Genomic DNA, 23,841 nt, shown 5'->3' on the forward strand with positions numbered 1-23,841 from the left:
GAGATTAACCATGGCATGGACCCGCGACGAAATGGCCGCCATCGCGGCTGAAGAGCTGAACGACGGCGACTACGTCAACCTCGGCATCGGCATCCCCACGCTGGTGGCCAACAACCTCCCGCGCGGCGTGCGCGTTGTGCTGCAGAGCGAGAACGGGCTGCTGGGCATGGGCCCGTTCCCCTACGAGGGCGAGGAAGACGCCGACCTCATCAACGCTGGCAAGCAGACCGTCACTATCACCCCCGGCGGCAGCATCTTCGACTCCGCCACCTCGTTCGGCATGATCCGCGGCGGCCACGTGAAGGTGGCCATCCTAGGCGCCATGCAGGTGTCCGGCAGCGGCGACCTCGCCAACTGGACCATCCCCGGCAAGATGGTCAAGGGCATGGGCGGCGCGATGGACCTGGTGGCCGGGACACCGCGCGTGGTGGTCCTGACCGAGCACGTGGCCAAGGACGGCGCAGCGAAGATCGTCCGCGAATGCACGCTCCCCCTGACCGGGCTGGGCTGCGTGAACCGGATCATCAGCGACCTCGCGGTCTTCGACATCGTGCCGGACGTGGAGGACGCCGACGACGGCGGGCGGCAACTGCTGCTGACCCGCCTCGCGCCGGGCGTCACCGTGGCGGAGATCCGCAGCAAGACCGAGGCGGAGTTTGCCGTCGCACTCGACGCTCACGAATCACACAGCCCGGAATCACACACTTTTGAAGGAGCAAACGCATGAGCCTGCAGGACAAATTCGGCAAAGACATCCTGCTCACGGGATGGGGCCACAGCAAGTTCGGCAAGCTGACGGACGAGACCCTGGAGTCCCTCATCGTGCAGGTGTCCGGCGAGGCCATCCGGAACTCCGGACTTGAGCCGAGGGACATCGACGAGATCTACCTCGGCCAGTTCAACTCGGGCATGCAGCCCCTGGGCTTCACGTCCTCGCTCGCCCTCCAGCTGTCCGGGGAGCTGGCCAACGTCCCCGCGACGCGGGCGGAGAATGCCTGCGCCTCAGGTTCCGCGGCGTTCCAGCAGGGCGTGAAGGCCGTGCTGGCCGGCACTGCCCGCAACGTGCTGGTGATCGGCGCCGAGAAGATGACCGACGCCGGGGCCGGCATGGTGGGGGCCGCCCTGCTTGGTGCCTCGTACGAGATGGCTGGGAAGGCTTCCAGCACCGGCTTCACCGGCCTGTTCGCCGAGGTGGCCAAGCACTACGAGAAGCGCTACGGTGCGGGTATCCTCGGCGCCAGCCTGGGCGACGTCCTCGGTTCCATTGCAGCCAAGAACCACCGCAACGGCATGGACAACCCCTATGCCCAGATGCACCGGGATTTCGGCGAGGAGTTCTGCCGGACCATCTCGGAAAAGAACCCCGTGGTCGCCGAGCCGCTGCGCCGCACGGACTGTTCGCCCGTGTCCGACGGTGCTGCCGCCGTCGTGATTTCAACGTCGGCCACCGGCGGCGCCACCGCGCCCGTGCGCCTGGCCGGTTTCGGGCACGCGAACGACTTCTTCCCCGCCGAGCGGCGCGACCCCACCGAGTTCGCCGCCACCCGGGCCTCCTGGGAGCGGGCACTGGGGATGGCCGGCGTCGGGATTGAGGACCTGAACTTCGCCGAGGTGCACGACTGCTTCACCATCGCCGAGTTGCTCATGTACGAGGCCATGGGCCTGACGCCGCGCGGCGAGGGCTCGCGCGCGGTCCAGGAAGGCTGGGTCTACAAGGACGGGAAGCTGCCCATCAACGTCTCGGGCGGGCTCAAGGCCAAGGGCCACCCCGTCGGCGCCACCGGCGTGTCGCAGCATGTCATCGCGGCCATGCAACTCACCGGCACCGCGGGAGCCATGCAGCTGCCCAACGCCCGGCGCGGCGCCGTCCAGAACATGGGCGGCGTGGGCATCGCCAACTACGTGAGCGTGCTGGAGGCCGTGTAGGGCTGACCTCAGGCAAGGTGCCTGCACCGCCGTCGTGGGCTGTTTTGAGGCTGGTTTCCGCCGGAACAGGCCACAACGCGGGCGTGTCCGCGCCAATGTGCCCCGCGACGGTCAGGACGCGCAGGCCAGAAGCTAGCGCGCCCGGATCAGCGCCGCAATCTCGGCAAACCCGAGCCGCTCCGCGTTCTGCAGGGCGGTGCGGCCCTGGGGATCGCGGATGTCGGGGTCGGCACCGACATCCAGGAGCTGCCGGACCACGTCCTGCTGCCTGGGCCCGCCGTTGTTGAGCAGGATGGCCTCCTGCATGGCGGTCCAGCCGAGGTTGTTGACGTGGTCCACCGGCACACCGGCCGCGATCAGGATCCGCACGGTGTCCACGTACCCGTGTTCGCTCGCGGGAATGAGCGCGGTACCGCCGTAGCGGTTGATGCTGCGGACATCCGCCCCCGCGGCCAGCGTCAACTCCAGGACCTCGTTGAAGCCTTCGGCGCCGGCATACAGGAACGCGGAGTCCTGGATGGCGTCCTTCGCGTTGACGTTGCCGCCGGCCTCGATCAGCTCCTTGACCCGGGCCGGATCGTTGGCTTTCGCGGCCAGAATGAGCTGCCGGTCTGTTTCCATCTGGGCTTCCTTGCTGAGGCTCGGTTTTACGGTCACGGGTGCAGACGCCGACGGCGGCGCGGAGGCCGTGGCGGACGGCACCGGCCCCGAGGTGGCCGGCGTCGAGGTGCTCGCCTGGGGTGAAGGCTGAGCCGGCCCGGGCACGCAGCCGGTCAGCAGCCCGGCGGCTGCCGCCCCGGCCACAATGGCCAAAGTGCGGCGCAGGGCTGCTTTCCTGAACGTGCGCATGGACTCGAGGCTACTTGGCCGCGCCGGCGATTGCTTCGGCACCGGCCGTGGCGCAGGCCTCGTCCAGCATGCCGTCCGGGGCACCGCCCACGCCGATGCCTGCCACGGACACACCGTTGACCTTCAGCGGCACGCCGCCGGGCAGGAAGAGGGTGCCCGGGAGGTCGGCGATGGAGGGCTTGCCGTTGCCGCTGATGCGGCCCGCGAGCTCGCTGGTGGGGGCGCCGAACGCGGCTGCCGTGTAGGCCTTCTGCTTGGCGGCCTCGATGGTGTGCTCGGCGGCGTTGTCGCCGCGCAGGAGGGCCTGGACGGTGCCGAAGCGGTCCACCAGTGCCACGGTCACGAACGGCAGCTTGTCTGCCTGGCACTTGGCCAGGGCGGCCTTGACGGCATCCGCGGAAGCACCAACGCTGATGCGGTTCTGGGAAACGACGGTCTCCGGATTTGCCGCAACGTCGACGGCGGGAACCGCTGCAGGCGCCGACTGCTGCGGGACGGTTACCGCATTGGCGACGGCGGTGATGCCACCAGTGAGCACAAGGGCGCCTACAGCGGCGGAGGCAAACATCTTGCTGGACTTCTTCACGGTTTCTCCTCTGATGGGTACTTCATTGAACGTACTCATCCATGCTCCACCAGCCTGATCGTGCCGCACATCGGGCATCGAGCCACACCGACGTCCTCCCATCCGATGGCTCCGTCAGCCAAAAGTATGAGACACCGGCGTGGTCGATGATGCTTAGCTGTTGGCTCCGGCGATCGCTTCGGCACCTGCCGTGGCGCAGGCCTCGTCCACCTTGCCGTCCGGGGCACCGCCGACGCCGATCCCCGCAATGGACACGCCGTCGACCTTGAGGGGAACCCCGCCGGCCAGGAAGATAGTGCCGGGGAGGTCAGCGATGCTGGGGCCCTGGCCGGTGATCCGGCCAGCAAGCTCGCTGGTGGGCGCACCGAAGGCGGCAGCCGTGTACGCCTTCCGCTTGGCGGTCTCGATGGTGTGCTCGGCGGCATTGTCGCCGCGCAGGATTGCCTGAACCGTGCCGAACCGGTCGACCAATGCCACCGTGACGAACGGAACCTTGTCCTCCACGCACTTGGCGATGGCTGCCTGGACGGCCTTCGCCGAGGCGCTGACGCTGATGCGGTTCTGCGACACAACGGTTTCGGGGGTCTTGGTGATGTCCACGGCCGGAGCGGCAGCCGCCGGGGACGTGTTCTGGGTGGCGTTTGGCGTGTTGGTGCATGCGGCGAGGCCGCCGGTGAGCACCAAGGCGCTGGCGACGGCAATGAACTTGCTGGTCTTGTTCACGGGTTTCTCCTCATTCGGATACTGCACCTGTGGTTCTGCAGTGGTGGTACTCCTAAATAGTGCTACTGCCCTCCCCTCCCGTACATAGGCCAAGCGCTCGCATGTGGGTTCCGCTTTCCGCGGGCTCAGGGGCAATTACCATGGTCTATACCGCCACACCAGCCCGGACAGGACCCTCATGCCAGCCCCGTTCCCCAATCCGCGCCCCGAGCTCGGCCGGATCGACGCCGTCGTGCACGTGAGCTTTGCGGTGCTCATGGTGGCTTCGGGCGTCCGCTACGTCATGCGGCACTCCCCCGCGGACAACCTCTGGACCGTGGCCCTGGCCGCGGCCGTCTGTGCCCTCTATGCCATCACAGCCGTGCTGGCGCAGCGCCGCCAGCCGTGGATGCCGTGGATGTTCGCGCTCGTGGCCGCGTGGGCCGCCCTGGTCATTGCCGCGCCGAGTTTCGCTTGGTGTTCCTTCGCGCTCTTCTTCCTCTCCCGCACGGCATTCCGCGGCTGGGTGGCCTACCTGACAGGGGGCGCGACGGCGGCGGCCACCGCCGTCGGGCTCTTCCGCCTGAGTGGCGGCAGCGACGTCGCGATGCTGCTCGGCCCGCTGGCCGCGGGCATCCTGCTGACCCTGATCTACGACAAGATCGAGCGCGATGCCGCCCTGCAGCGCCGGCTGGTGGACGAGGTCACGGAGGCCCAGGACCGGCTCGCGGCGAGCGAACGGGCCGCCGGGGTGGCCGCCGAACGCGAGCGCGTGTCCCGCGAAATCCACGACACCGTGACCCAGGGCCTGGCCAGCAGCCTGCTCCTGCTCGAGGCCGCTCAGCGCTCCTGGCCGGATGCCGGAGCGAAGGACGAGGTCCAGAAGGCCGGCAGCCTGCTGCGCCGGAACCTCGCCGACACCCGCAGCCTGGTCCACGAGCTCTCCGCCCCGGGCCTGGAAACGGGCCCCCTCCCCGAGGCCCTGGAACAGGCCGCCCGCCAATACCTTGACGGCATCCGGCTGCAAGTCACTGGCGATCCCCGCCCCGTCCCCGGCGAGGTGCGGCATGCCCTGCTGCGCGTGACCCAGAGCGCGGCGGCGAACATCAGGCTCCATGCCGGGGCGCAGAACGCAAGCCTCACCCTCGGCTACCTGCCGGACGCCGTGACCCTGGACGTGTTCGACGACGGCCGCGGCTTTGATCCCGCAGCGGTGCCGGCCCCCTCGGAACAGGGCGGATACGGGCTGCGGGCGATGCGGCAGCGCGTCGAGCAGCTGGGCGGGGTGTTTTCGGTGGAAAGTTCCCCCGGCGAGGGCACCATCATCGCCGCGCAGCTGCCGCTGCCACCGGCCGACCTTCCGGAAGCCACGTCCCAGGAGACCCCATGACCCCCATCTCCGTCCTCCTCGTCGACGACCACACCGTGGTCCGCAGCGGACTCAAGGCGCTACTGGGCACCCAGCCGGACATCGCCGTCGTCGGCGAAGCTGCTTCCGGCGAGGCCGCGCTGGAGGCGGCGGAAGAGCACTCGCCCGACGTGGTGCTGATGGACCTCGCCATGGGGCCCGGCATGGACGGGATCGAGGCCATCAAACGGCTGCGGCAGCGCAACGGCAGGCAGGCGGTGATCGTCTTCACCACCTACGATTCCGACGCCGACATCGTGCGCGCCGTCGACGCCGGGGCCATGGGCTACCTGCTCAAGGACGCCGCCCCGGAGGAGATCTTCGCGGCCGTCCGGGGCGCCGTCCAGGGCAAGAGCGTCATGAGCGCCCCCGTGGCCAGCCGGCTGTTCCAGCAGCTGCGCAATCCGGACGAGGTCCTCACCCCGCGCGAGGCCGAACTCCTCAGCCTGCTCACGCAGGGCCTGAGCAACCGCGAACTCGGCAAGCAGCTCTTCATCTCCGAGGCGACGGTCAAGACGCACCTGGCGCACATCTACGCCAAGCTCGGCGTCGAAACCCGCGCCGCGGCGATTGCCACCGCCATCCGCCGCGAGGGCATGCGCTAGCAAGGAAATTCCCTGTTGCACCGGACCGCTTTCCCTTAAGATGGAAGCATGTCCGGCACCTCAGGACGCAAGCCTTTTAAGCATTCCGGAACGGCGCTGCTGTTCCGGGGAGTCCTCGCCATTGCCTTGGGCCTGCTGGTTGCTTCCTTGCCGGTGGCCACGGTCTTTGGCTTGGTGTACGTGTTCGGCATCTACGCCATCACCGATGGGCTCACCGACATGGCGCATTACTTCTACGATCCTTCGCGCCACTCCCGCTGGAGCATGGCCGGGGGCTCGGTCTCCGTCGCGGCCGGCCTCGTGGCCGTTTCGTGGCCTGGCATCACCGCCGTGGCACTGACCTTCCTCGTAGGAAGCTGGGCCCTGGTCCTGGGAGTCTCGCAGATCATGCTGGCCGTGGAGGCCAGAGGCGAAGCCGAAGCCTGGGGGACCCTGTTGCTGACGGGGCTGGTCACGGCACTGTTTGGCGTTGTGTTGGTGTTCAACCCCGGCGCCGGAATCGTCAGCCTGGCCTGGCTGCTGGCGACGTTCGCCGCCGTCGCGGGTTTGCTGTTGATCGTCTCCGGCGTGAAGCTCCGCAGGCACGCCACCTCTTCCGTATTGCCGGCCCATTAGCTGCTCCCGCTGGCCGCAGCTGCAGTCGGGCCTCCGCCGTCGTGGGCGCCCCGCCGTCGTGGGTTCCTTTGGTGGCCGCAGGAGCCACAAACCGCTTCCCCGACGGCGTGTCCGCGCCAAAGTGCCCCGATTCGGCGGAGCAAGGCAGCATCTCCCGGCCGCCAAGTTGCTAAGAGTTGGGTAAGTTAGTCATGTGAAGATTGCTACCTGGAATGTGAATTCGCTCCGTGCCCGCGCCGACCGTGTCGAGGCCTGGCTGCAGCGCAGTGACTGCGATGTCCTGGCCATCCAGGAGACCAAGTGCAAGGACGACAACTTCCCCTGGGAACTCTTTGAACGCATGGGCTACGAGGTGGCCCACTTCGGCCTGAGCCAGTGGAACGGTGTGGCGATCGCCTCCCGCGTAGGGCTCGACGACGTCGAACGCACCTTCCTGGACCAGCCCGCCTTCGGGAAGGCCGGCAAGGACCCCGTCCAGGAGGCCCGCGCCATCGCCGCCACGTGCGGCGGCGTGCGCATCTGGAGCCTGTACGTGCCCAACGGCCGCTCCCTGGATGACGAGCACATGCCCTACAAGCTGAAGTGGCTGGATGTCCTCAAGGGCCACGCCGCCGGCTGGGTTGCCGAGAATCCCGAGGCCCAGATCGCGCTCATGGGCGACTGGAACATCGCCCCTCTTGACGAGGACGTCTGGGACATCGACTACTTCCAGGCCAACGCCCTCACCCACGTCAGCGAACCCGAGCGCACCGCGTTCCGTGCCTTTGAAACGGCCGGTTTCGCCGACGTCGTGCGCCCCCACACCCCGGGTCCGGGCGTGTACACCTACTGGGACTACACCCAGCTGCGCTTCCCCAAGAAGGAAGGCATGCGGATCGACTTCGTCATGGCTTCCCCCGCCCTGGCCGCCCGCGTCGCCGGCGCCTCGATCGACCGCGAGGAACGCAAGGGCAAGGGCGCCTCGGACCATGCCCCCGTGATTGTGGAACTGACGGATTGATCGGAAGGGCGGGCCTGCGATGACTGGAAACCTGTACAGGGGTCAGGCCGGGCTGCCCTTCTCCTCCTCGCTGCGCGTGTACGAACCGATCGAGGCCTTCCCCGAAGAACAGCAGCGCCAGCTGCTGGCCGACGGCCGCCGCACCGGTTCCCGGGCCGACGTCGAGAATGCGGAGCTCCAGGCCTCGCTCGGCCGGATCACCCGCCCGGGCGGGGACCCGTTCCCCACCGGCCGCACGGACCTAGTCCGCATGACCAAGATTCCGCAGGGTCGCCACGCCAAGCACGAGGCAGACGACCCCGACGCCGGACGGCTGCTTTACTGCCCCAGCCAGCTCGTGATCCGGGCCGGCTTGGCGGCCAACGCGCTGATGGAAGGTGTCCACAGCCCGCTGGCCGAACTGCTGATCCCCATGTCCCAGCGCGACAAGCACCAGGCGCGGATCGACCGGATCAACGCCGGCGACGACGCCAAGCGCGTCCACACCCGGGCCTCCACCTGGGGCATCCCGTTCAGCTGGTTCTCGCTGTTCCAGGAATCGGACCGCAAAGACGTGGTGGAGTCGGGCGGGCGGATCAGCACGGTGCGGGTGTGGTGCCCGCTGACCGATGCCCTGGACCGCGCACGCTACGCGGTGGCCCACCTGGCGCTGGCGGCCCCGGACCTGGACATGCTCGATGACCTCACCCAGCTCACCGAATGGCTGGAGCTCTTCCATGTGCAGTCCATGGTGGAACTGGACTACGGCGCGGTGGCGGACAAGGTCTACCCTGACGAGTCCCCCATGGATGTGCGGCTGGGCATCGAATGCCTGGCCGAGGGCGACATGACCGGCGCCGCAGCGGCCTACCGCCGCCTGGCCTCCCGCTGGATCCCGATCCGGCAGCTGGCCCGGGCCTCCTAGCCGTGTTGGCGGCTCAGGCGTGTGGCGGGGCGGTCGTCTCCCTGACGATCAGCTCGTGCGGGGCGACCACCGAGCGTACGGCGCCGGCCACGCCGTCGAGCTCGTCCAGGAGCATCCTGGTTCCGAGTTCCGCCTGGTCATCCGGGCGCTGGCCCACGGTGGTGAGGCCGAGCGCCTCGGAGAAATCGTGGTCGTCGATGCCGATGACGGACAGGTCCTGGGGTATGCGCACGCCGTGGCGGCCTGCCTCGAAGATCACTCCCATGGCCATCTCGTCCGAGGAGCAGAAGATCGCTGTCGGCTTAGGGCCTGGCTGGGACCACAGACGGGTGAACGCCTCCTGGCCGCTGGTAACCGTGAAGTCGCCCCATTCGTCCCATTCGGGACGGACATCCAGTCCGGCGTCGGCCATGACGTCCTGGAACGCCCGGATCCGGACGCGGGGGACGTCGAAGTTCAGGTCGGTTTCGTCGTCGCCGTGCAGCAGCGCAATGTCGCGGTGCCCAAGTTCCAGCAGGTGCCGGACGGCGGTTGAGGCGGCCTCGTAGTCGTTGATGCCGATATACGGGCAGTCCTCCACGTGCCCGCCGACCACCACCAGGGGGATGTCGATCTTATGCAGATGCTCCAGTTCCTCCGCGCTCAAGGCCATGCACAGGACCAGCAGTGCGTCGATCTGCTTGTAGACCATGGTGGAGCTGAACAGTCGCTCCCGGTTGCTCCCGTGGCCGCCGAGGTTGAACAGGGACAGGTTGTACTTGCGCGAGTGCAGTTCCCGGTCGGCCCCTTCAATGGCCTTGGAGAAGAACCAGCGGTTCACAAAGGGCGCCAGCACCCCCACGGTCCGGGTGCGGCCGGTGGCCAGGCCGGACGCGGAGGAAGAGGCCACGTAGCCAAGGGCGCCGGCGACCTCCAGGATCTTCTCCCGCGTGGCCGGCGACACCCGGGGAAGGCCCCGGACTGCCCGCGACACAGTGGCCGTGGACACGCCGGCAGCCGCGGCCACGTCCTCAATACTGACGCCCGTGTGGCCGCCCCGCTGGGACCTACCCGTAGTTCGTGACACAGTGACCTCTCGTCGGCTGCATGCAGATGCGCCGCCTTGCTTCCCCAGCGGCGACAAGCCAGTTTATTCCGCGGTTGCCGGCTGCGCAGTGTCCACGCAGCCGGCGGCCGAGCCCGGTCACCCCTTGAGGCCACCGGAAAGCAGGCCACGGACGAAGTAGCGCTGCAGCCCGAAGAACACCAGCAGCGGGATGATGATCGAGACGAACGCCGCGGCAGGGTTCAGGTAGTCCCTGCTGCCGCGTGTTCCCGAGATCTCCGCCAGGCGCTGGGTGATCGGGGCGACGTCGGCCGTGCCGCCGGAGAAGACCAGGGCAACCAGCAGGTCGTTCCAGACCCACAGGAACTGGAAGATCGCCAGCGATGCCAGTGCAGGCACGGACAACGGCAGGATGATGCGCCAGAAAATCGTGCTGTGCCCGGCACCGTCAACCCTGGCTGCCTCGATCACTTCTCCGGGGATTTCAGAAATGAAGTTGTGCAGCAGGAAGATGCCGAGCGGCAGGCCGAACATCGTGTGGGCGATCCACAGCTGGGCATAGGATCCCGGCGGCAGGTGCAGCACCTGGGTGAACAGCTGGAGCAGCGGGATCAGCGACATCTGGAGTGGGATGATCTGCAGGGCGAAGACGAAAATGAACAGCCCGTCGCGGCCCTTGAACGTGCCCCAGGCAAAGATGTACGCGGCCATCGAGGCCAGCACCAATACAAACAGGGTGACCGGAATGACGATGGCGATCGAGTTGATGAAGTATTGGGACAGATTCGGGGACTGGGACCCGGCGCTGACGGTCACATCCACATAGTTTTTGAAGGTGAGGTCCCAGTCGGTGAACGCGTTCCACCAGCCGTCCGAACGTGGACCGATCTGTTTGGGTGCGGGCCGGAACGAGGACACGAAGAGTCCGAACGTGGGGACGGACCAGACGACGGCGATCAGGATGGCGGCCGACGTCGCCCACTTTGACGTGAGCTTGGTCTTGACCCGCCGCATGATCGGCTGGGCGTCCTCCACGGGATCGGACGTCCGAGCGCGGCGGGCGGTGCCGACGGTCTTGGCAGCCTCTTTCGGTGCTGGCGTGGCGGTCATCGGATCTCCCTTTGCTTGCGAAGGACTCGTGCGTTGTACAGCACGATGGGCAGGACCAGCAGGAAGAGGATAAGGGCCAGGGCGGCGCCACGGCCCGGCTCGCCTGCACGGAAGGCCTGGGTGTACATCTCGTTGGCCACGACGGACGTCTCAAAGTTGCCGGCCGTCATCGTGCGGACAATGTCGAAGACCTTCAGGGTGGCAATGGTGATGGTGGTCAACACCACCACCAGTGATCCCCGAATCCCAGGGACTGTGACGTTTCGGAATTGCTGCCAGGGATTGGCCCCGTCCAAGCGCGCCGCCTCAACGAGCTCAACAGGGACCCCCTTGATGGCCGCAGACAGGATGACCATGGCGAAACCGGTCTGGATCCAGACCATGACGATGATCAGGAAGATGGTGTTCTCCGGCGCGTCAAGCAGGAATTGCTTGGGTTCCATGCCCAGGGCCACCCGCAGGAAGTTGAGCACACCCGTCTGTTCGATGCCGGGGCCCCGGTAGTCGTACACCAGCTTCCAGATGATGCCGGCACCCACGAAGGAGATGGCCATGGGCATGAAGACCAAGGCCTTAAGAACCCTCTCGCCACGGGCCTTGTCAATGAACACTGCGTAGGCCAAGCCGAAGACCGTCGAGAGAAGTGGGACCAACACGGTCCAGATGACGGTGTTCCGCAGCGTGACCAGGGCCTCCGGCTGCGTGAACATCCAGACGAAGTTCTCCACCCCGTTTGGCTGGCCCTTGGCATCCGTGAACGCAAGCGCGGACGTGCTGACTGCGGGGTAGACGAGCCCGACCAGCATCAGGATGGCCGCGGGTGCCAGGAAGCCGGCAACGGTGACTTTGTCTCTGATCGACTTCGGCGCCCTGTCCACGAGCAGCATGATGATGCCGATAATGGCAACGAACGCCGCGATGGCGATCACTACTTGAAGGAGTTTCCCTCCGATAAATTCCATAGCCCAATCTCCAGGGGTGCGTGGGTCGGTAGTTCAAGGAAAGGCGCTGCTTCCCGGGGCAATGAGTGCAGCCCGGGAAGCAGCGCCTTAGGCGTCAGCCCTTGGGCCAGCTGGATTCAATGCTGTCGGCAACCTGCTGAGCGGGCGTGCCGTTGACCCAGGAGACGATGCCTTTCCAGAAGGAGTTGGAACCCACGGCACCGGGCATCAGGTCCGAACCGTCAAAGCGGAAGACGGTCTTGGGATCCTGCAGGAGCTGGATGGAGAGTTTGTCCAGTTCAGATCCGGCGTTGTTGGCGTCCAGACCCTTGTTGGCGCTGATCGCACCGCCGAGCTTGACCCGGTTGTTCGCGAAGTCCGCGCTGGCCATGAAGGCCAGGTAGGCCTGGACCTCGGGGGTGTCCTTGTAGGCGCCGATCATCTCGCCGCCGCCGGTGATGGCAACGCCCTTGCTCGCGTCGACCGGAGGAGCCATGAAGGCCCAGACGTCTCCGTCAGGGGCCACATTAGTGCCTGCCGGCCAGTTGGCGGCCTGGAAGGTGGCCTGGTGGTGCATGGTGCACTGTCCGTCCAGGACGGGCTGGCCCGCCTGCGCGAAGCCGGTGCTCAGGATGGAGCGGACATCACCGAAACCGCCGTTGACGTAATTGCTGTCCAAGAGAACCTTGCCCGTGGTGTTGAACGCGTTGACGATCTTGGGGTCATTGAACGGGATCCCGTGGGTGACCCACTGGTCGTAGACCTCCGGTCCTTCAGCACGGAGGACAACGTCTTCGATCCAGTCAGTGCCCGGCCAACCGGTGGCCTCGCCGGACTCAAAGCCTGCGCACCAAGGCTTCATGGCCTTGTCGTCGGCGATCTTCTGGGTGAGCGTCATCATCTCGTCCCAGGTCTTGGGAACTTCCCAGCCCTTGTCCTTGAAGGTCTTGGGCACGTACCAGATGTATCCCTTGACGTTGGCGAGCATGGGGGACGCGTAGAACGTGCCGTCCACGGTCCCGTACTTCTTCCAGTCAGCGGACCAGTTCTTGTCCACTAGATCGGAGACGGTCTTCGGTGCGGGCTTCAGGTTGCCGGCCCTGGCCTGGTCCGCCAGGAGCCCGGGCTGCGGGAAGATGGCGACGTCCGGGGCGTTGCCGGCCTTGGCCCGCACGCCGATCTGCGTCTCGAATTCCTTGCTGCCCTCGTACTTGATGGTGATGCCGGTGCACTTCTCGAACTGCGCCCAGGATTCTTCGAGGTTGGTGGCCTCCGTGTCAACGATGGTGGAGTAGACCGACACCGTCTTGCCGTCGTGCTTGCCGTAGCTGCCGTACGCAGAGCAATCGTCAGACGTGGTGGTACCACCACCGGTGGGACCGCAGGCCGTCAGCGTGAGGGCCAAAGCCCCGACGACAGCGGCCGGCAGAAGGTACTTGCGATTTTTCATAGCTGGGGGACTCCTCGGTGAGTGGACCAGGACTTTCCGCGGTGCGGTTGATGTGGTGAGCCTCACACTAGTAAAGTTTCGGGCAGGAATGCAAGCGTTTACACAAACCAAAGAACACGGTTTCGTAACAGCCCCGTCACGGTGCGAAAACGAGCTTGCGGCCGGCATCGAGCCGCGCCTGGACCGTCCACGGCGCAGTCGCGCCCGTTGCCGGCCGGCACTATTAGGCTGGTGGCAAAGCCGTTGCCGCTGAAAGGAATCCCATGCCTGAAGCCACGAAATCCCCGCTCCCCTGGTGGCACGACGCCGTCATCTACCAGGTGTATCCCCGCTCGTTCGCCGACGGAAACGGCGACGGCATGGGCGATCTGCCCGGAATCACCTCACGCCTGGGGCACCTGAAGGAGCTGGGGGTCGACGCCGTCTGGCTCTCCCCGTTCTACAGCTCGCCGCAGGCGGACGCCGGTTACGACGTCTCCGATTACCGGCAGGTGGATGAACTGTTCGGCACCCTGGCGGACTTCGATGCGCTCCGGGACCGGGCGCACGGGCTCGGCCTGAAAGTGATCGTCGACCTGGTTCCCAACCACACTTCGGACCAGCATGTGTGGTTCCAGGAGGCTCTGGCCGCAGCCCCGGGATCCGAGGCAAGGGAACGCTACATGTTCCGCCCGGGCAAGGACGCCGTCCCCGGATCCGGCGACGGAACCGTGCCGCCGAACGACTGGAACTCGCTCTTCGGGGGTCCCGCCTGGACCCGCATCACCGAGGCCGACGGCACCCCTGGCGAGTGGTACCTGCACCTCTTCGCCGCTGCCCAGCCGGATCTCAACTGGGAGAACCCGGTGGTCCGCGCCGAGTTCGAGGACGTCCTCCGTTTCTGGCTGGACCGGGGCGTGGACGGGTTCCGGGTGGACGTGGCCCACGGGATGGTGAAGGCGGAGGGACTCCCGGACTGGTCCGCCCACGTGGCCATGGTGGAGGGCACCAAGAAACGCGCCAAGGAGAAGGTCCCGCCCCCTCCCCCGTACTTCGACCAGGACGGCGTGCACGAAATCTACCGCAGCTGGAACAGGCTGCTGGCCGGGTACGACGGCGACCGCGTCCTGGTGGCCGAGGCCTGGGTTGAACCGGCGTCCCGCCTGGCACGGTACATCCGCCAGGATGAAATGCAGCAGGCCTTCAACTTCGGGTACATGTGCTCCGGCTGGGACGCGGAAAAGCTGGGCGGCAGCATCAAGAGCTCGCTCCAGGCTGTGGCCGAGGTGGACCGTCCGTGTACCTGGGTGCTGTCCAACCACGACTCCGTCCGGCACCCGTCCCGCTTCGGGCTCAGCGATCCCACCACGTACCCGCACGGCATCTCCAGCAAGGACGAGCAGCCCAACGAGGCCCTTGGCCTGGCCCGCGCCCGTGCGGCCACCATGATCACCATGGCCTTGCCGGGTTCCGCCTACATCTACCAGGGCGAGGAACTGGGCCTGCCCGAGCACACCACGCTGGCCGCCCGCTTCCGGCAGGATCCCTCGTTCATCCGCACCAAGGGCCAGGAGACCGGCCGCGACGGTTGCCGCATTCCCCTTCCGTGGGCCAAGGACGAGCCGAACTTCGGCTTCAGCGCTGTTCCCGACGACGGCGAACCCGCCGCGCCGTGGCTGCCGCAGCCCAGCAAGTACGGGCGCTACGCCGCGGACCAGCAGTCCGGCGTCGAGCATTCAACGCTGGAACTCTACCGGGCGCTCCTCGCCGAGCGCCGTGCGCGGTCCCTGGGGACCGGGACGCTGCGGTGGCCGCGGATCCACAAGCCGAAGGCTGGCATCCTCGCCTTCGAGAACAGCGGCGTGCTGGTCATCGCCAACATGTCCGAGGCCCCAGTGGAACTGCCCAGGGGCTACCGGGTGCTCCTGCGCAGCCAGGCCGCGGCAGTCAGCCACGGCCGCGTCAAGCCCAACCGGGCCGTGTGGCTGGTGGCGGGGCAGGGAGGCGCTTAACGCGGGATGGCAGGTTCCGTGCCGCGCCTGGGCGCAGCAGCCGAGACCTGCCATCCCGTTGAAGACTGGGTATTACTTCTCGCCCTTGAAGAAACCGGCGATCTTGGAGCCGAGGCCCTTGACGTTTTCTGCGACGTCTCCGGCCAGTTCCTTGGCGTTCTCCGCGACGTCACCGGAGAAGAACTCCTTGACGTTTTCGGCGGCGTCGCCAGCGAACTCCTTGGCGTTCTCCACGGCGTCGCCCGCGAACTCCTTCACGTTGTCGACGGCGGCGCCAGCGACCTCCTTGGCGTTCTCCACGGCGTCGCCAGCGGACTCCTTCACGTTTTCGACGGCGTCGCCAGCGACCTCCTTGGCGTTCTCCCCGGCGTCGCCAGCGAACTCCTTCACGTTTTCGACGGCGGCGCCAGCGAACTCCTTGGCGTTCTCCACGGCGTCGCCAGCGAACTCCTTGGCGTTCTCCACGGCGTCGCCAGCGAACTCCTTCACGTTTTCGACGGCGTCGCCAGCGAACTCCTTCACGCTATCGACGGCGTCGCCAGCGAACTCCGTGGCGTTCTCCACGGCGTCGCCAGCGACCTCCTTCGCGTTGTCGACGGCGTCGCCAGCGAACTCCTTCACGCTATCGACGGCGTCGCCAGCGAACTCCGTGGCGTTCTCCACGGCGTCGCCAGCGACCTCCTTCGCGTTGTCGACGGCGTCGCCAGCGAACTCCTTCACGATTTCGACGGCGTCGCCAGCGAACTCCTTCACGTTTTCGACGGCGTCGCCAGCGAACTCCTTCACGTTCTCGACTGCGTCGGCCGCGGCGTCCTTGGCGTTCTCCACAGCGCCTTCGGCGCCCTCCGCAGCTTGGCTTGCGTTTGCTTCTTCGCTCATGGTGCTCTCCTTTGTATCCGTCTGGCGGTCAGAGCCCCGGCGGCTGTGCCTGCCGACGACCGGTGTGTGCAAGGGGAGTCAATCCCCCTGTGCCTTCAAACTATGGCCATGCGTTCGTGAGCGCAACGGCGAAACGCGGTGCCGGAACAATTGGACACATTGCTGGCCGGAGCCGTGGGGAGCTCAGCGGACGCGCTCTGCCCGGGCAAATTTCGCCCTGGCCCCGGCAACGATGTGCACCAGGACCGGGGTCCTCCTGCCGACGACGGTGTCCAGCGCCTCCACCAGCCGCGACACGTCCTCGGCCAGCGCATGCGGGGCGACGCCCTGCCGTGGCTGGATCCTTACACGCAGGCCCGGCCGGCCGCCCACTTCATAGGTGGAGACGGTTGCCGAGGCGAGGTCGGGACGCTCCGCGAGGGCGGCCTTGAGCGCCTGTTCGGCAACTCCGCCGCCGATCCGGACGTCGCCGTCGACATCGCCGTTGTCCTCGCCCGACACCAACAGGTTTGCCCGGCCTTTGCCTTGCTGCGACACCCAGGCCACCATCGCGATGATGAGGGCCACGAGGACGGCCGCGGCCGCAAGCCACAGCCAGCTTTCCTCGCGCCCCGGGAACCGGGTCTGCTTGAACGTTTCCTCGGCCCGGGCCCAGACACCGGCCGACCAGCCATGCCACCAGTCGGCCACGGCGGGAACGGTGGCCAGCAGCACCAGCAACAGGCCGATGGCCAGGACCTTGACGCCCAGAATGAACAGCAGGATGCGGTTGATGATGCGCGGGGTCCCGTTCATGCGCCGATCACCCCCGAGGTGGCCAGATTGACGCGGACCTCCGGCATGGGCCAGGGCGACATCTGTGCCAACTCCTCCCGGACCGCGGCACTGATGGCGTCCCCGCTCACGCGGACACCCGAGGTGGGACGGACGTTCACCACCACCAACCGCTTCGAAACCACCACCATGACCTGCTCCTGCGAGACGCCCGCGGCCGTCCGCGCCCGGCGGGCCAATGCCGAGGCAATGACCTCGTCATCCACCACGACGGCGACGCGGGGGTCCTGTAGAAGGTGCCGGGCGCGCCGCCCCGGGAAGACCGCGTTAAGGAGGAAGAAGAGACCCACCATGGCAATGACGCCGCCGCTGGCACCCAGCAGCAGCGGCGGGATGCCCTGGGGCAGCGCGATGATGCGCTGTGCAGCGGTGCCGGGATCGATGAGCCACGGAGGTTGGCCCACCACCCGGACTGCCGATTCCAGGAGCGCGTAAACGCAGAGGACGATGACGAGCCCGGCTGCGAGTCCGGCCGCCCCGGCGCGGGAGGAATAGCTCTCCCGATGCAGGATGCGGCGCATGTGGGGGCTGCCGGGGGCGTCGGGTTCAGTGTTCGCGGTGTCCCGATCGATCTGGCTCACTGGACGCGGCCCCCCTCCGTGATGTGTGCCCCGCTGATTCTGATGTCCACGCGGCTCAGCTGCGAGCCACTGAGGCGCGTGACGCGTTCCAAAACAAGGCCCTTGGCCGCCACAGCGCGGTCCCAGATGCTGCCGCCGAAGCCCGCGACGCGGCGCGCATCGCGAAGGACCTCGTTGAGGGACGGGACGCTGATGGGCCCCACGATGGACAGCGCCAGCAGGCCGTCGTCGTCGGACCAGTCCGCCCGGATATCGCTCGCCGCGACGCCGAGGGCCTCGGCTGCGGCTGCTTGCGCGAGTGTGGTCAGGGCCTGGGTGCTGATCCGGTTGTGGCCGGCCAGGCTGGTGGCAGTATCAACAGCCTCGGCCGTGGTCATGACGAGGAGCGCCGGCCCGTGATGGCGTCCAAGACACTGCGGAGATCAAGCTTCCCCTCGGCAGCACGGCCCAGGAGGGCGCCGATGCCCATGAAAAGGAGCGCTATCAGGAAGCCCCAGAGTCCGAACTGGAACGCCATGAACGCCAGGAAGGCGCCGATCCCGATTCCCACAACGGTCATGCTCACTGGTGTGGCTCCCTTTCCGATAGTCCAGCCTTGGCCCCTGCCGCTTTGGCCGGCGGGGCCACGTAAACGTCATTGATTTCGATGTTGACCTCGATGACCTCCAGGCCCACGAGCTCTTCAACTGCCCGGTACACGGCCGCACGGACCTGGTTGGCGACATCGTGCAGGGGATAGCCGTAATGGGCCACGAGGTTGATGTCCACGGCCACCTGAGTCTCGCCGACCTCGGCCCGGACCCCGGTCGCATGGTCCGAGCTCCCGACGGCGTCGCGGATCGCGCCGAGCGCACGGGAGGGAACCGAACCCAGTGAATACACGCCTGGAACGGAGCGGGCCGCGATCCCGGCGACCTTGGCCACGGCCGAGTCCGAAATGACGGTGCGTCCTAGGCCTTGCTCTGCCCCGTTGTTGCTGGGCGCATCCGCTTGGCGCGTGTTCTGGTCTTCCATCGAGCACTCCCCTTCTCTTGGGTACCACCCTAGCGTCTGAGGCAGACAAAACGCCGGGTGCCGGGGCCATACCCCTACATCCGGCGCCGTACACGGCTTCGGCGCGCCGATGGAACCCGGCTTCTACAGTTCCTCGAAGACGCGCGGGCCTACTTGCAGTTCTTGTCCAGCCACTCCTCGATCGGCTTCATGGCCTCCTCGAACTCACCGCTGCCGTATTTGCTGAAGTCGGTGCCCGCCGACTCGGTGAAGGCCTTCAGTTTCTCGAATTGGGGCCTCAACTCATCCGACACTTGCCCCTGCACCTTGGCCAGCTCTGCCTGCGCCTTTTCCACGTCCTCGGACTTTCCGCCCATGAGGCCGGCCAGCGGCAGGATGGTAACGCTGAACATGGTCGCACTGACCGCAATGCAGGCCTCGCTCATCGAGCCGAAGGCGCCGGGACCGCTGCCCGCCTGGTCGGTTGCCGGGCTGCTTGGCGCTAAACTGCTTGGCGCCGCCGTCTGGGTGGACTGGGCCGCAGACGAGGGGAAGGAGCAGGCGCTCACTGCCAGGCCGGCTGCCAGAACGACGGCAAGGAGCAAACGGCCGCCGACACGACCGTGGCGTGTGATCAATGTCATGGTGTCCCCATTATGAGTGCGATGCGATGACCAGCCCGGCGAGGACAGAATACTCCCGGCCGGACTCCACTTAACAGGGGTTGCGGCACAGAGGGGTTAAATGAAGAAAAGCACCAGTTCCGAAGAACTGATGCTTCCCAGTGGTGGCTCCGACCGGCGTCGATCCGGTGACCTTTCGATTTTCAGTCGAACGCTCTACCAACTGAGCTACAGAGCCTAGGTGACATGTCACCATGATGACTGGAATTTCTTCCAGTCATCAGAGCGACCCTGACGGGACTTGAACCCGCGACCTCCGCCGTGACAGGGCGGCGCGCTAACCAACTGCGCTACAGGGCCTTGCGTTGCGGTATCGCTACCGCGTTTTTTTCAAGGCTTCTAGCTTACCAGACTTTTTCGACTGGCTTTACCACTTCCTTGCGTACCCCCAACGGGATTCGAACCCGTGCCGCCGCCGTGAAAGGGCGGTGTCCTAGGCCGCTAGACGATGGGGGCCTGAACTCAGCTCGATGTCACGAGGGCCAAACGCTGGGCGCTTTTCCGCTTCTCGCTCGTCCGAACTGGACTCTAAAACTTTAGAGCATGGTTGGCGATATTCCCAAATCGAGCGTCAGGAGCCCCGGAGGGTCCTCGAAAAGTTGGCAGGATCTTGCCCTGAGATGTCCGGATTCCGCCAGCCCGAAAGGCTGCGGCGGGACTAAGTTGGCAGTATGACAACCACCACCCCGGCCGAACCCGGCCAGCCTTCCAAGGGTCTGGAGGAGCGCACCATCCCCGCGCCCGCCGCACCCATCAGCAAACTGGGCATCGCCGCCGTCGTCGTGACCGTCGTCCTGTGGGCCTCCGCCTTTGTGGGCATCCGCGCGGTCGGCCCCAGCTTCTCCCCCGGCTCCCTGACGCTCGGACGCTTGGCGGTTGCCGCCGTCGCGCTCGGCCTGGTGGTCTTGCCGACACTCAAGCACTGGCCCAGCAAACGCGAGTGGTGGCCCATCCTGGCCTATGGCGTGATGTGGTTCGGCGGCTACAACGTGGCGCTGAACGCCGCCGAACACATGCTCGACGCCGGCACCAGCGCCATGCTGATCAACGTCTCGCCGATCCTGATTGCCGTGATGGCCGGCGTGGTGCTCAAGGAGGGCTTTCCGCGCTGGCTGATCATCGGCAGCGCGGTGGCGTTCGGCGGGGTGGCGATGATTGCGCTCGGTTCGGGCCAGCGCTCGACGGCGGACGTGGCCGGCGTGCTGCTCTGCCTCCTCGCCGCCGTGCTCGCCGCGGTCAGCGTGATCATCCAGAAGCCGGTGCTGCGCAAGTTCACGGCGGCGCAGGCAACCTGGTTCGGAATCATGGTGGGCGCGGCCTGCTGCCTGCCGTGGACCGGGCAGCTCATCATGGAGGTCCAGGCCGCGCCGCTGCCGGCAACGCTGGGGCTGGCCTACCTCGGCATCTTCCCCACAGCCATCGCCTTCACCACCTGGGCGTACGCGCTGTCCCTCATTTCGGCGGGCCGGCTCGCGGCCACCACGTACCTGGTGCCAGGCACCACCATCCTGATCTCCTGGGCGGTGCTCAATGAGGTCCCGTCGATCTGGGGCCTGATTGGCGGCGTCGTGTGCCTGATCGGCGTGGGGCTGACGCGGCGCAGGACCGGCTAGGGCCCGCGCCGGGTCCCGCTTCGATGGTTCCCTGCGCGTTCGACGGCTGTACCCACCGGGTGCGCAGGGAACCATCGAAACGGCCAGCGCACGAGGCCTCTACCTTGCCATTCCTGCGAGCAGCTCCCGGTGCGTGGGCGGGTCGGCGCCTGGCCGGCCACGGTGATGGCCGCGGCCATGGAGGCCGTGGTGCCGATCCGCGAAGTAGCCCGGCAATTTCAGGCGCTCCGATTTTCGCGGGATTTGACTCTGAACAAGCCAAATTTCCCCGAAAGGCGAGCATTCTCGGTTCAAAACGCCGGCACCACTCCAAACTCCACCGGTGGATTCAGGCTTAAGCTGGAGTCAACTGTTCTGCGGTGGCGCCATGGGTCTTTCCGGTGATCACGTGTCCTTAGTGGTACTGCCGGAGTAATCGCTCGGCTATTAATCCAATTAATCACCCGGCCGGGTCCGTAAAAACTGCGTACACCCTTTGGGGTACCGAGTATCAGCCCCCAGATAGTTGAGTACTCCTAGGCATTGTTCGCCGTCGGATAGTGGTGTAATTTCCAGCTATCGAATATCCAGCAGCTAAAGCAAGACTGGGGGCGGGGTATTTGAAACCACCTTTACATTAAGTGCAATCACACAAGCAAATCCTTGCGTAATTGCACCCCAACATGCCAGGGAAAGGCATTCATGAAAACTCCTGTCCTCGTAGCCGCCGGTATCGGCGCCGTCGCACTCTCAGCCGCCGTGTTCCTCGCTCCTGGAGCCAGCGCATCCGACCCTGAGACAAGCAGCACGCTGCCTCAGTTCCGGGTTGAAAATGTCAAGGTCCTCGATCGCCACATCGTCGACACGACGTTCAGCAACCCGCTGAAAGCCACGGACCTGTCCCTCCAGGTCTTCCATGCCCCGCACTGGGACCACGACACGCCGCACTCACATGACGCCACATCAGTAACCCTGACAAACGGTGGCCGCACCGCCCACGTCACCCTTGGCCGCGCCCTGCACTCTGAAAACCCTCCCTGTGACACCGACGAACCGCGCTGCTCGAAGGACAAGCTCGACTGGGTCATCAAGGACGTAACGGACATCTACGGCCAGAAGATCTCAAATTCCTCTTGGGAAGTCTGGGCCGTAGGCAGCAGGGACTGATCTGTAGGACAGATTCTCACTACTGCAGGAGGGTACGGTCCCGGCCGGGTTGGCCGGGACCGTTCTCTTATCCCCGCCCTGAGTCAAGACCGTCCCTTGGGTGTCGCGTATGCCTGCGAGCCGGGGCAGCACGATGGTGGCGGCGTTCGTGCCGATGACGTTTGCCGGCCCAGCGCCCGCGCTTCAGCCCGACGGCCTGCCAGCGCTGGCGTTCGTCTGCCCTTCCGGGCATCCAAGTAATACCCGGCCTGGGCCCACGAAACCTGAGTACACCCTTTGGGGTACCGAGTATCAGCCCCCAGAAAGTCGAGTACTCCTAGGTGTTGTTCGCCTATCGAATAGTGGTGTAATTTCTGGCTATCGAAAACCCTGTAACTAAAGCAACATTGGGGGGCCGGGTATTCGAAAGCAGAAATTCCTTATCTGAGAGGGATTTACAATGTCGCCTTCCGTGGTATCTGCAATCGCATTCATCGCCGGCGCCAAGAACCGCATCGCTTCAGCGCCCGCCCGGGCAGGAAATCGCATTCGACATACCGGGGTCTCTTTTGGACCTGGAAACTAAGTCCAAGAGACCAGACCTGTAGCGGCTTTCCGTCGCCGGACCCTGCCCAGAATCATCCCCCGGCCACAAATCCAGGCCTCCCCGACCATGCTCAACTGCGAAGGCCCAAAAGGGGCGCCACCGCAACCGGGCATTCGTTGCTTGTCGGTTTCATTGGACTCAATATTTCCGTTGAAGCCTGCCTTTCCGGCTCCGCATTTGATAAATGGTCCATGGACCTCGTCATAACAATGGGCAATTGGAAGCGCAGCCCGTAAAGCGCCATTCCTTAGGGCCCCGGAATTTCTCAACGCGCGGCAGTCGCCGTCGAATTTTACTCCCATCGCTCTGATCCTGTTGCCGATTGTGGTCGGCGCCTGGCTGCACAGCAGGCACGACCGTCACGTTGTTGTGCGGTGGGCACTCCGCCCCCGCACGGAGATGCCACAAACACAGAGAGTCCAGGTGTCATGACTACCACCACTTCTGCCCCCATCAGCGCTGCCCAGGCCAGCCCCCGATGGTTCATTCCGCTTCTGGCGGCCGTGGTCACCACGGCCTGGGCGGCATCAGTCGCCATCGGCAGTTCCGTAACGCCGGAGCCGCTCGTCCACGGTTTGGCCCTCGCAGCGCACACCGTTTTCGTGGTTCTCGCGTTCGGCGCCATCCTTCTGCTTGACTGGGTCGGTTTTCTGTGGCTGCTTGGCAAACGCCGACTTCATGAATCCAGCCGGCTGGCGTCAGCGGCGCTGCCCCTGATCTGGGGCGGTTTGGGCGGACTGCTGATCAGTGGCGCACTGATCGAACCGGACATCAGCAGCCCCATCACCCAATTGAAACTGGGTTCCATCCTTGTGCTCATGCTTAACGGGGTCTCTCTCATCCCGCTCACGCGCAGCCTTCACGCCTTGGACCCCGGGACCCGTTTCACCGACGTGAACCCACGGCTGCGCACTCGTCTGTGTGTCTCACTGTCAGTCTCACAGCTTGGTTGGTGGACTGCCGTTGGCGTCGGCCTTGTCAACAGCATGAACCGCGGGTAGTTGGGCCAGTGCGGAATGGACTGACAGGGCTGGATCTTGAAGGTTGATGAGGGCCGCGGTCCGTGACGGGTGCGTCACCGACCGCGGCCCTCTGCCGTTCTCCGACAACATGCGGCGTGGCATCGCGTGCCTGATCGGCGTGGGACTGACGCGGCCAGCGTGCGAGGCCTTACCTGGCCATTCCGGCGAGCAGCTCCCGGTGGGTGGGCGGGTTGGCGCCGGGGCGGCCCACGGTGATGGCCGCGGCCATGGAGGCCGTGGTGCCGATCCGTTCCAGGACCGTGGGGGCGAGTCCGTCGCTGCCGCGCAGCAGCAGACCGAGGATCAGCGCGGACATGTAGGAGTCCCCGGCGCCGATGGTGTCCGCCACCACCGAGGGGATGGCCGGGACGT

At 66.1% G+C, this 23,841-nt stretch carries 26 protein-coding genes and 3 tRNA genes; 11 read left to right on the plus strand and 18 right to left on the minus strand.

Going from position 1 to position 23,841, the window contains the following annotated elements:
• Nucleotides 1–10 precede the first annotated feature (10 nt).
• Entirely contained in the window at nt 11–727 is a 717-nt protein-coding gene (locus J1902_RS13430; RefSeq protein ID WP_207616823.1) for a CoA transferase subunit B, read from the plus strand.
• The gene (locus tag J1902_RS13435; RefSeq protein WP_207616824.1) at nt 724–1,926 is read left to right on the plus strand and encodes an acetyl-CoA acetyltransferase; all 1,203 of its coding nucleotides are present in this window, start codon (nt 724–726) and stop codon (nt 1,924–1,926) included. The genes J1902_RS13430 and J1902_RS13435 overlap by 4 nt, the downstream gene beginning before the upstream one ends.
• Before the next feature lie 132 nt (nt 1,927–2,058).
• Here the strand turns inward: J1902_RS13435 and J1902_RS13440 are convergent, their stop codons facing one another.
• From J1902_RS13440 to J1902_RS13450, 3 genes are all read right to left on the minus strand, one after another.
• Entirely contained in the window at nt 2,059–2,775 is a 717-nt protein-coding gene (locus J1902_RS13440; protein WP_207616825.1) for an ankyrin repeat domain-containing protein, read from the minus strand.
• A 10-nt stretch (nt 2,776–2,785) separates the two neighbouring features.
• On the minus strand, nt 2,786–3,343 hold the full coding sequence (locus J1902_RS13445; protein WP_242702001.1) for a GlcG/HbpS family heme-binding protein: 558 nt from the start codon (nt 3,341–3,343) through the stop codon (nt 2,786–2,788).
• Nucleotides 3,344–3,514: 171 nt separating this feature from the next.
• On the minus strand, nt 3,515–4,084 hold the full coding sequence (locus J1902_RS13450) for a GlcG/HbpS family heme-binding protein (protein ID WP_207616826.1): 570 nt from the start codon (nt 4,082–4,084) through the stop codon (nt 3,515–3,517).
• Nucleotides 4,085–4,262: 178 nt separating this feature from the next.
• Between J1902_RS13450 and J1902_RS13455 the strand changes: the two genes are divergently transcribed.
• From J1902_RS13455 to J1902_RS13475, 5 genes are all read left to right on the plus strand, one after another.
• Complete coding sequence (locus J1902_RS13455; protein ID WP_207616827.1) at nt 4,263–5,453, plus strand: sensor histidine kinase; 1,191 nt, start codon at nt 4,263–4,265, stop codon at nt 5,451–5,453.
• Nucleotides 5,450–6,076 (plus strand): response regulator, encoded by a 627-nt coding sequence (locus tag J1902_RS13460; RefSeq protein WP_207616828.1) that lies wholly within the window; start codon nt 5,450–5,452, stop codon nt 6,074–6,076. Before J1902_RS13455 ends, J1902_RS13460 begins: the two co-directional genes overlap by 4 nt.
• A 48-nt stretch (nt 6,077–6,124) precedes the next feature.
• On the plus strand, nt 6,125–6,691 hold the full coding sequence (locus J1902_RS13465; protein ID WP_207616829.1) for an HdeD family acid-resistance protein: 567 nt from the start codon (nt 6,125–6,127) through the stop codon (nt 6,689–6,691).
• A 193-nt stretch (nt 6,692–6,884) separates the two neighbouring features.
• The gene (locus tag J1902_RS13470; protein ID WP_207616830.1) at nt 6,885–7,691 is read left to right on the plus strand and encodes an exodeoxyribonuclease III; all 807 of its coding nucleotides are present in this window, start codon (nt 6,885–6,887) and stop codon (nt 7,689–7,691) included.
• A gap of 19 nt (nt 7,692–7,710) precedes the next feature.
• On the plus strand, nt 7,711–8,595 hold the full coding sequence (locus J1902_RS13475; RefSeq protein ID WP_207616831.1) for a DUF8083 family protein: 885 nt from the start codon (nt 7,711–7,713) through the stop codon (nt 8,593–8,595).
• 13 nt (nt 8,596–8,608) lie between these two features.
• On the opposite strand, the gene J1902_RS13480 is transcribed toward J1902_RS13475, so the two are convergent.
• The 4 genes from J1902_RS13480 to J1902_RS13495 form a co-directional block, all read right to left on the minus strand.
• The gene (locus tag J1902_RS13480; RefSeq protein ID WP_207616832.1) at nt 8,609–9,661 is read right to left on the minus strand and encodes a LacI family DNA-binding transcriptional regulator; all 1,053 of its coding nucleotides are present in this window, start codon (nt 9,659–9,661) and stop codon (nt 8,609–8,611) included.
• A 117-nt stretch (nt 9,662–9,778) separates the two neighbouring features.
• Nucleotides 9,779–10,750 carry a carbohydrate ABC transporter permease gene (locus tag J1902_RS13485; protein ID WP_207616833.1) on the minus strand — a complete coding sequence of 324 codons (972 nt, stop codon included), beginning with the start codon at nt 10,748–10,750 and terminating at the stop codon, nt 9,779–9,781.
• Nucleotides 10,747–11,712 (minus strand): carbohydrate ABC transporter permease, encoded by a 966-nt coding sequence (locus tag J1902_RS13490; protein ID WP_207616834.1) that lies wholly within the window; start codon nt 11,710–11,712, stop codon nt 10,747–10,749. Before J1902_RS13490 ends, J1902_RS13485 begins: the two co-directional genes overlap by 4 nt.
• Before the next feature lie 94 nt (nt 11,713–11,806).
• Complete coding sequence (locus tag J1902_RS13495; protein ID WP_207616835.1) at nt 11,807–13,141, minus strand: ABC transporter substrate-binding protein; 1,335 nt, start codon at nt 13,139–13,141, stop codon at nt 11,807–11,809.
• A gap of 263 nt (nt 13,142–13,404) precedes the next feature.
• Here J1902_RS13495 and J1902_RS13500 point away from each other — a divergent pair, with 263 nt between their 5' ends.
• Nucleotides 13,405–15,132, plus strand: a complete 1,728-nt coding sequence (locus tag J1902_RS13500) for a glycoside hydrolase family 13 protein (RefSeq protein ID WP_242701996.1) — start codon at nt 13,405–13,407, stop codon at nt 15,130–15,132.
• Nucleotides 15,133–15,204: 72 nt separating this feature from the next.
• Here the strand turns inward: J1902_RS13500 and J1902_RS13505 are convergent, their stop codons facing one another.
• The 10 genes from J1902_RS13505 to J1902_RS13550 all read right to left on the minus strand — a co-directional run bounded on the left by J1902_RS13505 (nt 15,205) and on the right by J1902_RS13550 (nt 19,558).
• Nucleotides 15,205–16,011: a hypothetical protein gene (locus J1902_RS13505; RefSeq protein ID WP_207616836.1), complete on the minus strand. Its 807-nt coding sequence runs from the start codon at nt 16,009–16,011 to the stop codon at nt 15,205–15,207.
• Between the two features lie 183 nt (nt 16,012–16,194).
• Entirely contained in the window at nt 16,195–16,806 is a 612-nt protein-coding gene (locus J1902_RS13510) for a hypothetical protein (RefSeq protein WP_207616837.1), read from the minus strand.
• On the minus strand, nt 16,803–17,366 hold the full coding sequence (locus J1902_RS13515) for a DUF6286 domain-containing protein (RefSeq protein WP_207616848.1): 564 nt from the start codon (nt 17,364–17,366) through the stop codon (nt 16,803–16,805). Before J1902_RS13515 ends, J1902_RS13510 begins: the two co-directional genes overlap by 4 nt.
• 56 nt (nt 17,367–17,422) lie before the next feature.
• Nucleotides 17,423–17,803: a hypothetical protein gene (locus J1902_RS13520; protein WP_207616838.1), complete on the minus strand. Its 381-nt coding sequence runs from the start codon at nt 17,801–17,803 to the stop codon at nt 17,423–17,425.
• Nucleotides 17,800–17,991: a hypothetical protein gene (locus tag J1902_RS13525; protein ID WP_207616839.1), complete on the minus strand. Its 192-nt coding sequence runs from the start codon at nt 17,989–17,991 to the stop codon at nt 17,800–17,802. Before J1902_RS13525 ends, J1902_RS13520 begins: the two co-directional genes overlap by 4 nt.
• Nucleotides 17,988–18,440 carry an Asp23/Gls24 family envelope stress response protein gene (locus J1902_RS13530; protein WP_207616840.1) on the minus strand — a complete coding sequence of 151 codons (453 nt, stop codon included), beginning with the start codon at nt 18,438–18,440 and terminating at the stop codon, nt 17,988–17,990. The genes J1902_RS13525 and J1902_RS13530 overlap by 4 nt, the downstream gene beginning before the upstream one ends.
• A gap of 149 nt (nt 18,441–18,589) precedes the next feature.
• On the minus strand, nt 18,590–19,063 hold the full coding sequence (locus J1902_RS13535; RefSeq protein WP_207616841.1) for a hypothetical protein: 474 nt from the start codon (nt 19,061–19,063) through the stop codon (nt 18,590–18,592).
• 141 nt (nt 19,064–19,204) lie between these two features.
• A tRNA-Phe gene (locus tag J1902_RS13540) sits at nt 19,205–19,280 on the minus strand.
• Between the two features lie 48 nt (nt 19,281–19,328).
• Nucleotides 19,329–19,402, minus strand: a tRNA-Asp gene (locus tag J1902_RS13545).
• Between the two features lie 83 nt (nt 19,403–19,485).
• A tRNA-Glu gene (locus tag J1902_RS13550) sits at nt 19,486–19,558 on the minus strand.
• Between the two features lie 215 nt (nt 19,559–19,773).
• Between J1902_RS13550 and J1902_RS13555 the strand changes: the two genes are divergently transcribed.
• The 3 genes from J1902_RS13555 to J1902_RS13565 all read left to right on the plus strand — a co-directional run bounded on the left by J1902_RS13555 (nt 19,774) and on the right by J1902_RS13565 (nt 23,448).
• A complete protein-coding gene (locus J1902_RS13555; RefSeq protein WP_207616842.1) occupies nt 19,774–20,715 on the plus strand; it encodes a DMT family transporter in 942 nt (313 codons plus the stop codon).
• A 681-nt stretch (nt 20,716–21,396) separates the two neighbouring features.
• Complete coding sequence (locus J1902_RS13560) at nt 21,397–21,861, plus strand: hypothetical protein (RefSeq protein ID WP_207616843.1); 465 nt, start codon at nt 21,397–21,399, stop codon at nt 21,859–21,861.
• 1,014 nt (nt 21,862–22,875) lie between these two features.
• The gene (locus tag J1902_RS13565; protein ID WP_242701997.1) at nt 22,876–23,448 is read left to right on the plus strand and encodes a hypothetical protein; all 573 of its coding nucleotides are present in this window, start codon (nt 22,876–22,878) and stop codon (nt 23,446–23,448) included.
• 169 nt (nt 23,449–23,617) lie between these two features.
• Here J1902_RS13565 and J1902_RS13570 read toward each other — a convergent pair.
• A partial coding sequence (locus J1902_RS13570; RefSeq protein ID WP_242701998.1) for a PfkB family carbohydrate kinase occupies nt 23,618–23,841 on the minus strand: 224 nt, incomplete at its 5' end.

It is taken from the genome of Arthrobacter cavernae (genome assembly GCF_017368795.1).
GTDB lineage: Bacteria > Actinomycetota > Actinomycetes > Actinomycetales > Micrococcaceae > Arthrobacter > Arthrobacter cavernae.

Coding starts and splice junctions, on each gene's coding strand:
- J1902_RS13485 (WP_207616833.1), bottom strand. CDS start 10,750: ATGACCGCCACGCCAGCACCGAAAGAGGCTGCCAAGACCGTCGGCACC.
- J1902_RS13475 (WP_207616831.1), top strand. CDS start 7,711: ATGACTGGAAACCTGTACAGGGGTCAGGCCGGGCTGCCCTTCTCCTCC.
- J1902_RS13500 (WP_242701996.1), top strand. CDS start 13,405: ATGCCTGAAGCCACGAAATCCCCGCTCCCCTGGTGGCACGACGCCGTC.
- J1902_RS13560 (WP_207616843.1), top strand. CDS start 21,397: ATGAAAACTCCTGTCCTCGTAGCCGCCGGTATCGGCGCCGTCGCACTC.
- J1902_RS13505 (WP_207616836.1), bottom strand. CDS start 16,011: ATGAGCGAAGAAGCAAACGCAAGCCAAGCTGCGGAGGGCGCCGAAGGC.
- J1902_RS13460 (WP_207616828.1), top strand. CDS start 5,450: ATGACCCCCATCTCCGTCCTCCTCGTCGACGACCACACCGTGGTCCGC.
- J1902_RS13440 (WP_207616825.1), bottom strand. CDS start 2,775: ATGCGCACGTTCAGGAAAGCAGCCCTGCGCCGCACTTTGGCCATTGTG.
- J1902_RS13495 (WP_207616835.1), bottom strand. CDS start 13,141: ATGAAAAATCGCAAGTACCTTCTGCCGGCCGCTGTCGTCGGGGCTTTG.
- J1902_RS13515 (WP_207616848.1), bottom strand. CDS start 17,366: ATGCGCCGCATCCTGCATCGGGAGAGCTATTCCTCCCGCGCCGGGGCG.
- J1902_RS13445 (WP_242702001.1), bottom strand. CDS start 3,343: ATGTTTGCCTCCGCCGCTGTAGGCGCCCTTGTGCTCACTGGTGGCATC.
- J1902_RS13510 (WP_207616837.1), bottom strand. CDS start 16,806: ATGAACGGGACCCCGCGCATCATCAACCGCATCCTGCTGTTCATTCTG.
- J1902_RS13535 (WP_207616841.1), bottom strand. CDS start 19,063: ATGACATTGATCACACGCCACGGTCGTGTCGGCGGCCGTTTGCTCCTT.
- J1902_RS13530 (WP_207616840.1), bottom strand. CDS start 18,440: ATGGAAGACCAGAACACGCGCCAAGCGGATGCGCCCAGCAACAACGGG.
- J1902_RS13555 (WP_207616842.1), top strand. CDS start 19,774: ATGACAACCACCACCCCGGCCGAACCCGGCCAGCCTTCCAAGGGTCTG.
- J1902_RS13565 (WP_242701997.1), top strand. CDS start 22,876: ATGACTACCACCACTTCTGCCCCCATCAGCGCTGCCCAGGCCAGCCCC.
- J1902_RS13465 (WP_207616829.1), top strand. CDS start 6,125: ATGTCCGGCACCTCAGGACGCAAGCCTTTTAAGCATTCCGGAACGGCG.
- J1902_RS13520 (WP_207616838.1), bottom strand. CDS start 17,803: ATGACCACGGCCGAGGCTGTTGATACTGCCACCAGCCTGGCCGGCCAC.
- J1902_RS13435 (WP_207616824.1), top strand. CDS start 724: ATGAGCCTGCAGGACAAATTCGGCAAAGACATCCTGCTCACGGGATGG.
- J1902_RS13455 (WP_207616827.1), top strand. CDS start 4,263: ATGCCAGCCCCGTTCCCCAATCCGCGCCCCGAGCTCGGCCGGATCGAC.
- J1902_RS13430 (WP_207616823.1), top strand. CDS start 11: ATGGCATGGACCCGCGACGAAATGGCCGCCATCGCGGCTGAAGAGCTG.
- J1902_RS13490 (WP_207616834.1), bottom strand. CDS start 11,712: ATGGAATTTATCGGAGGGAAACTCCTTCAAGTAGTGATCGCCATCGCG.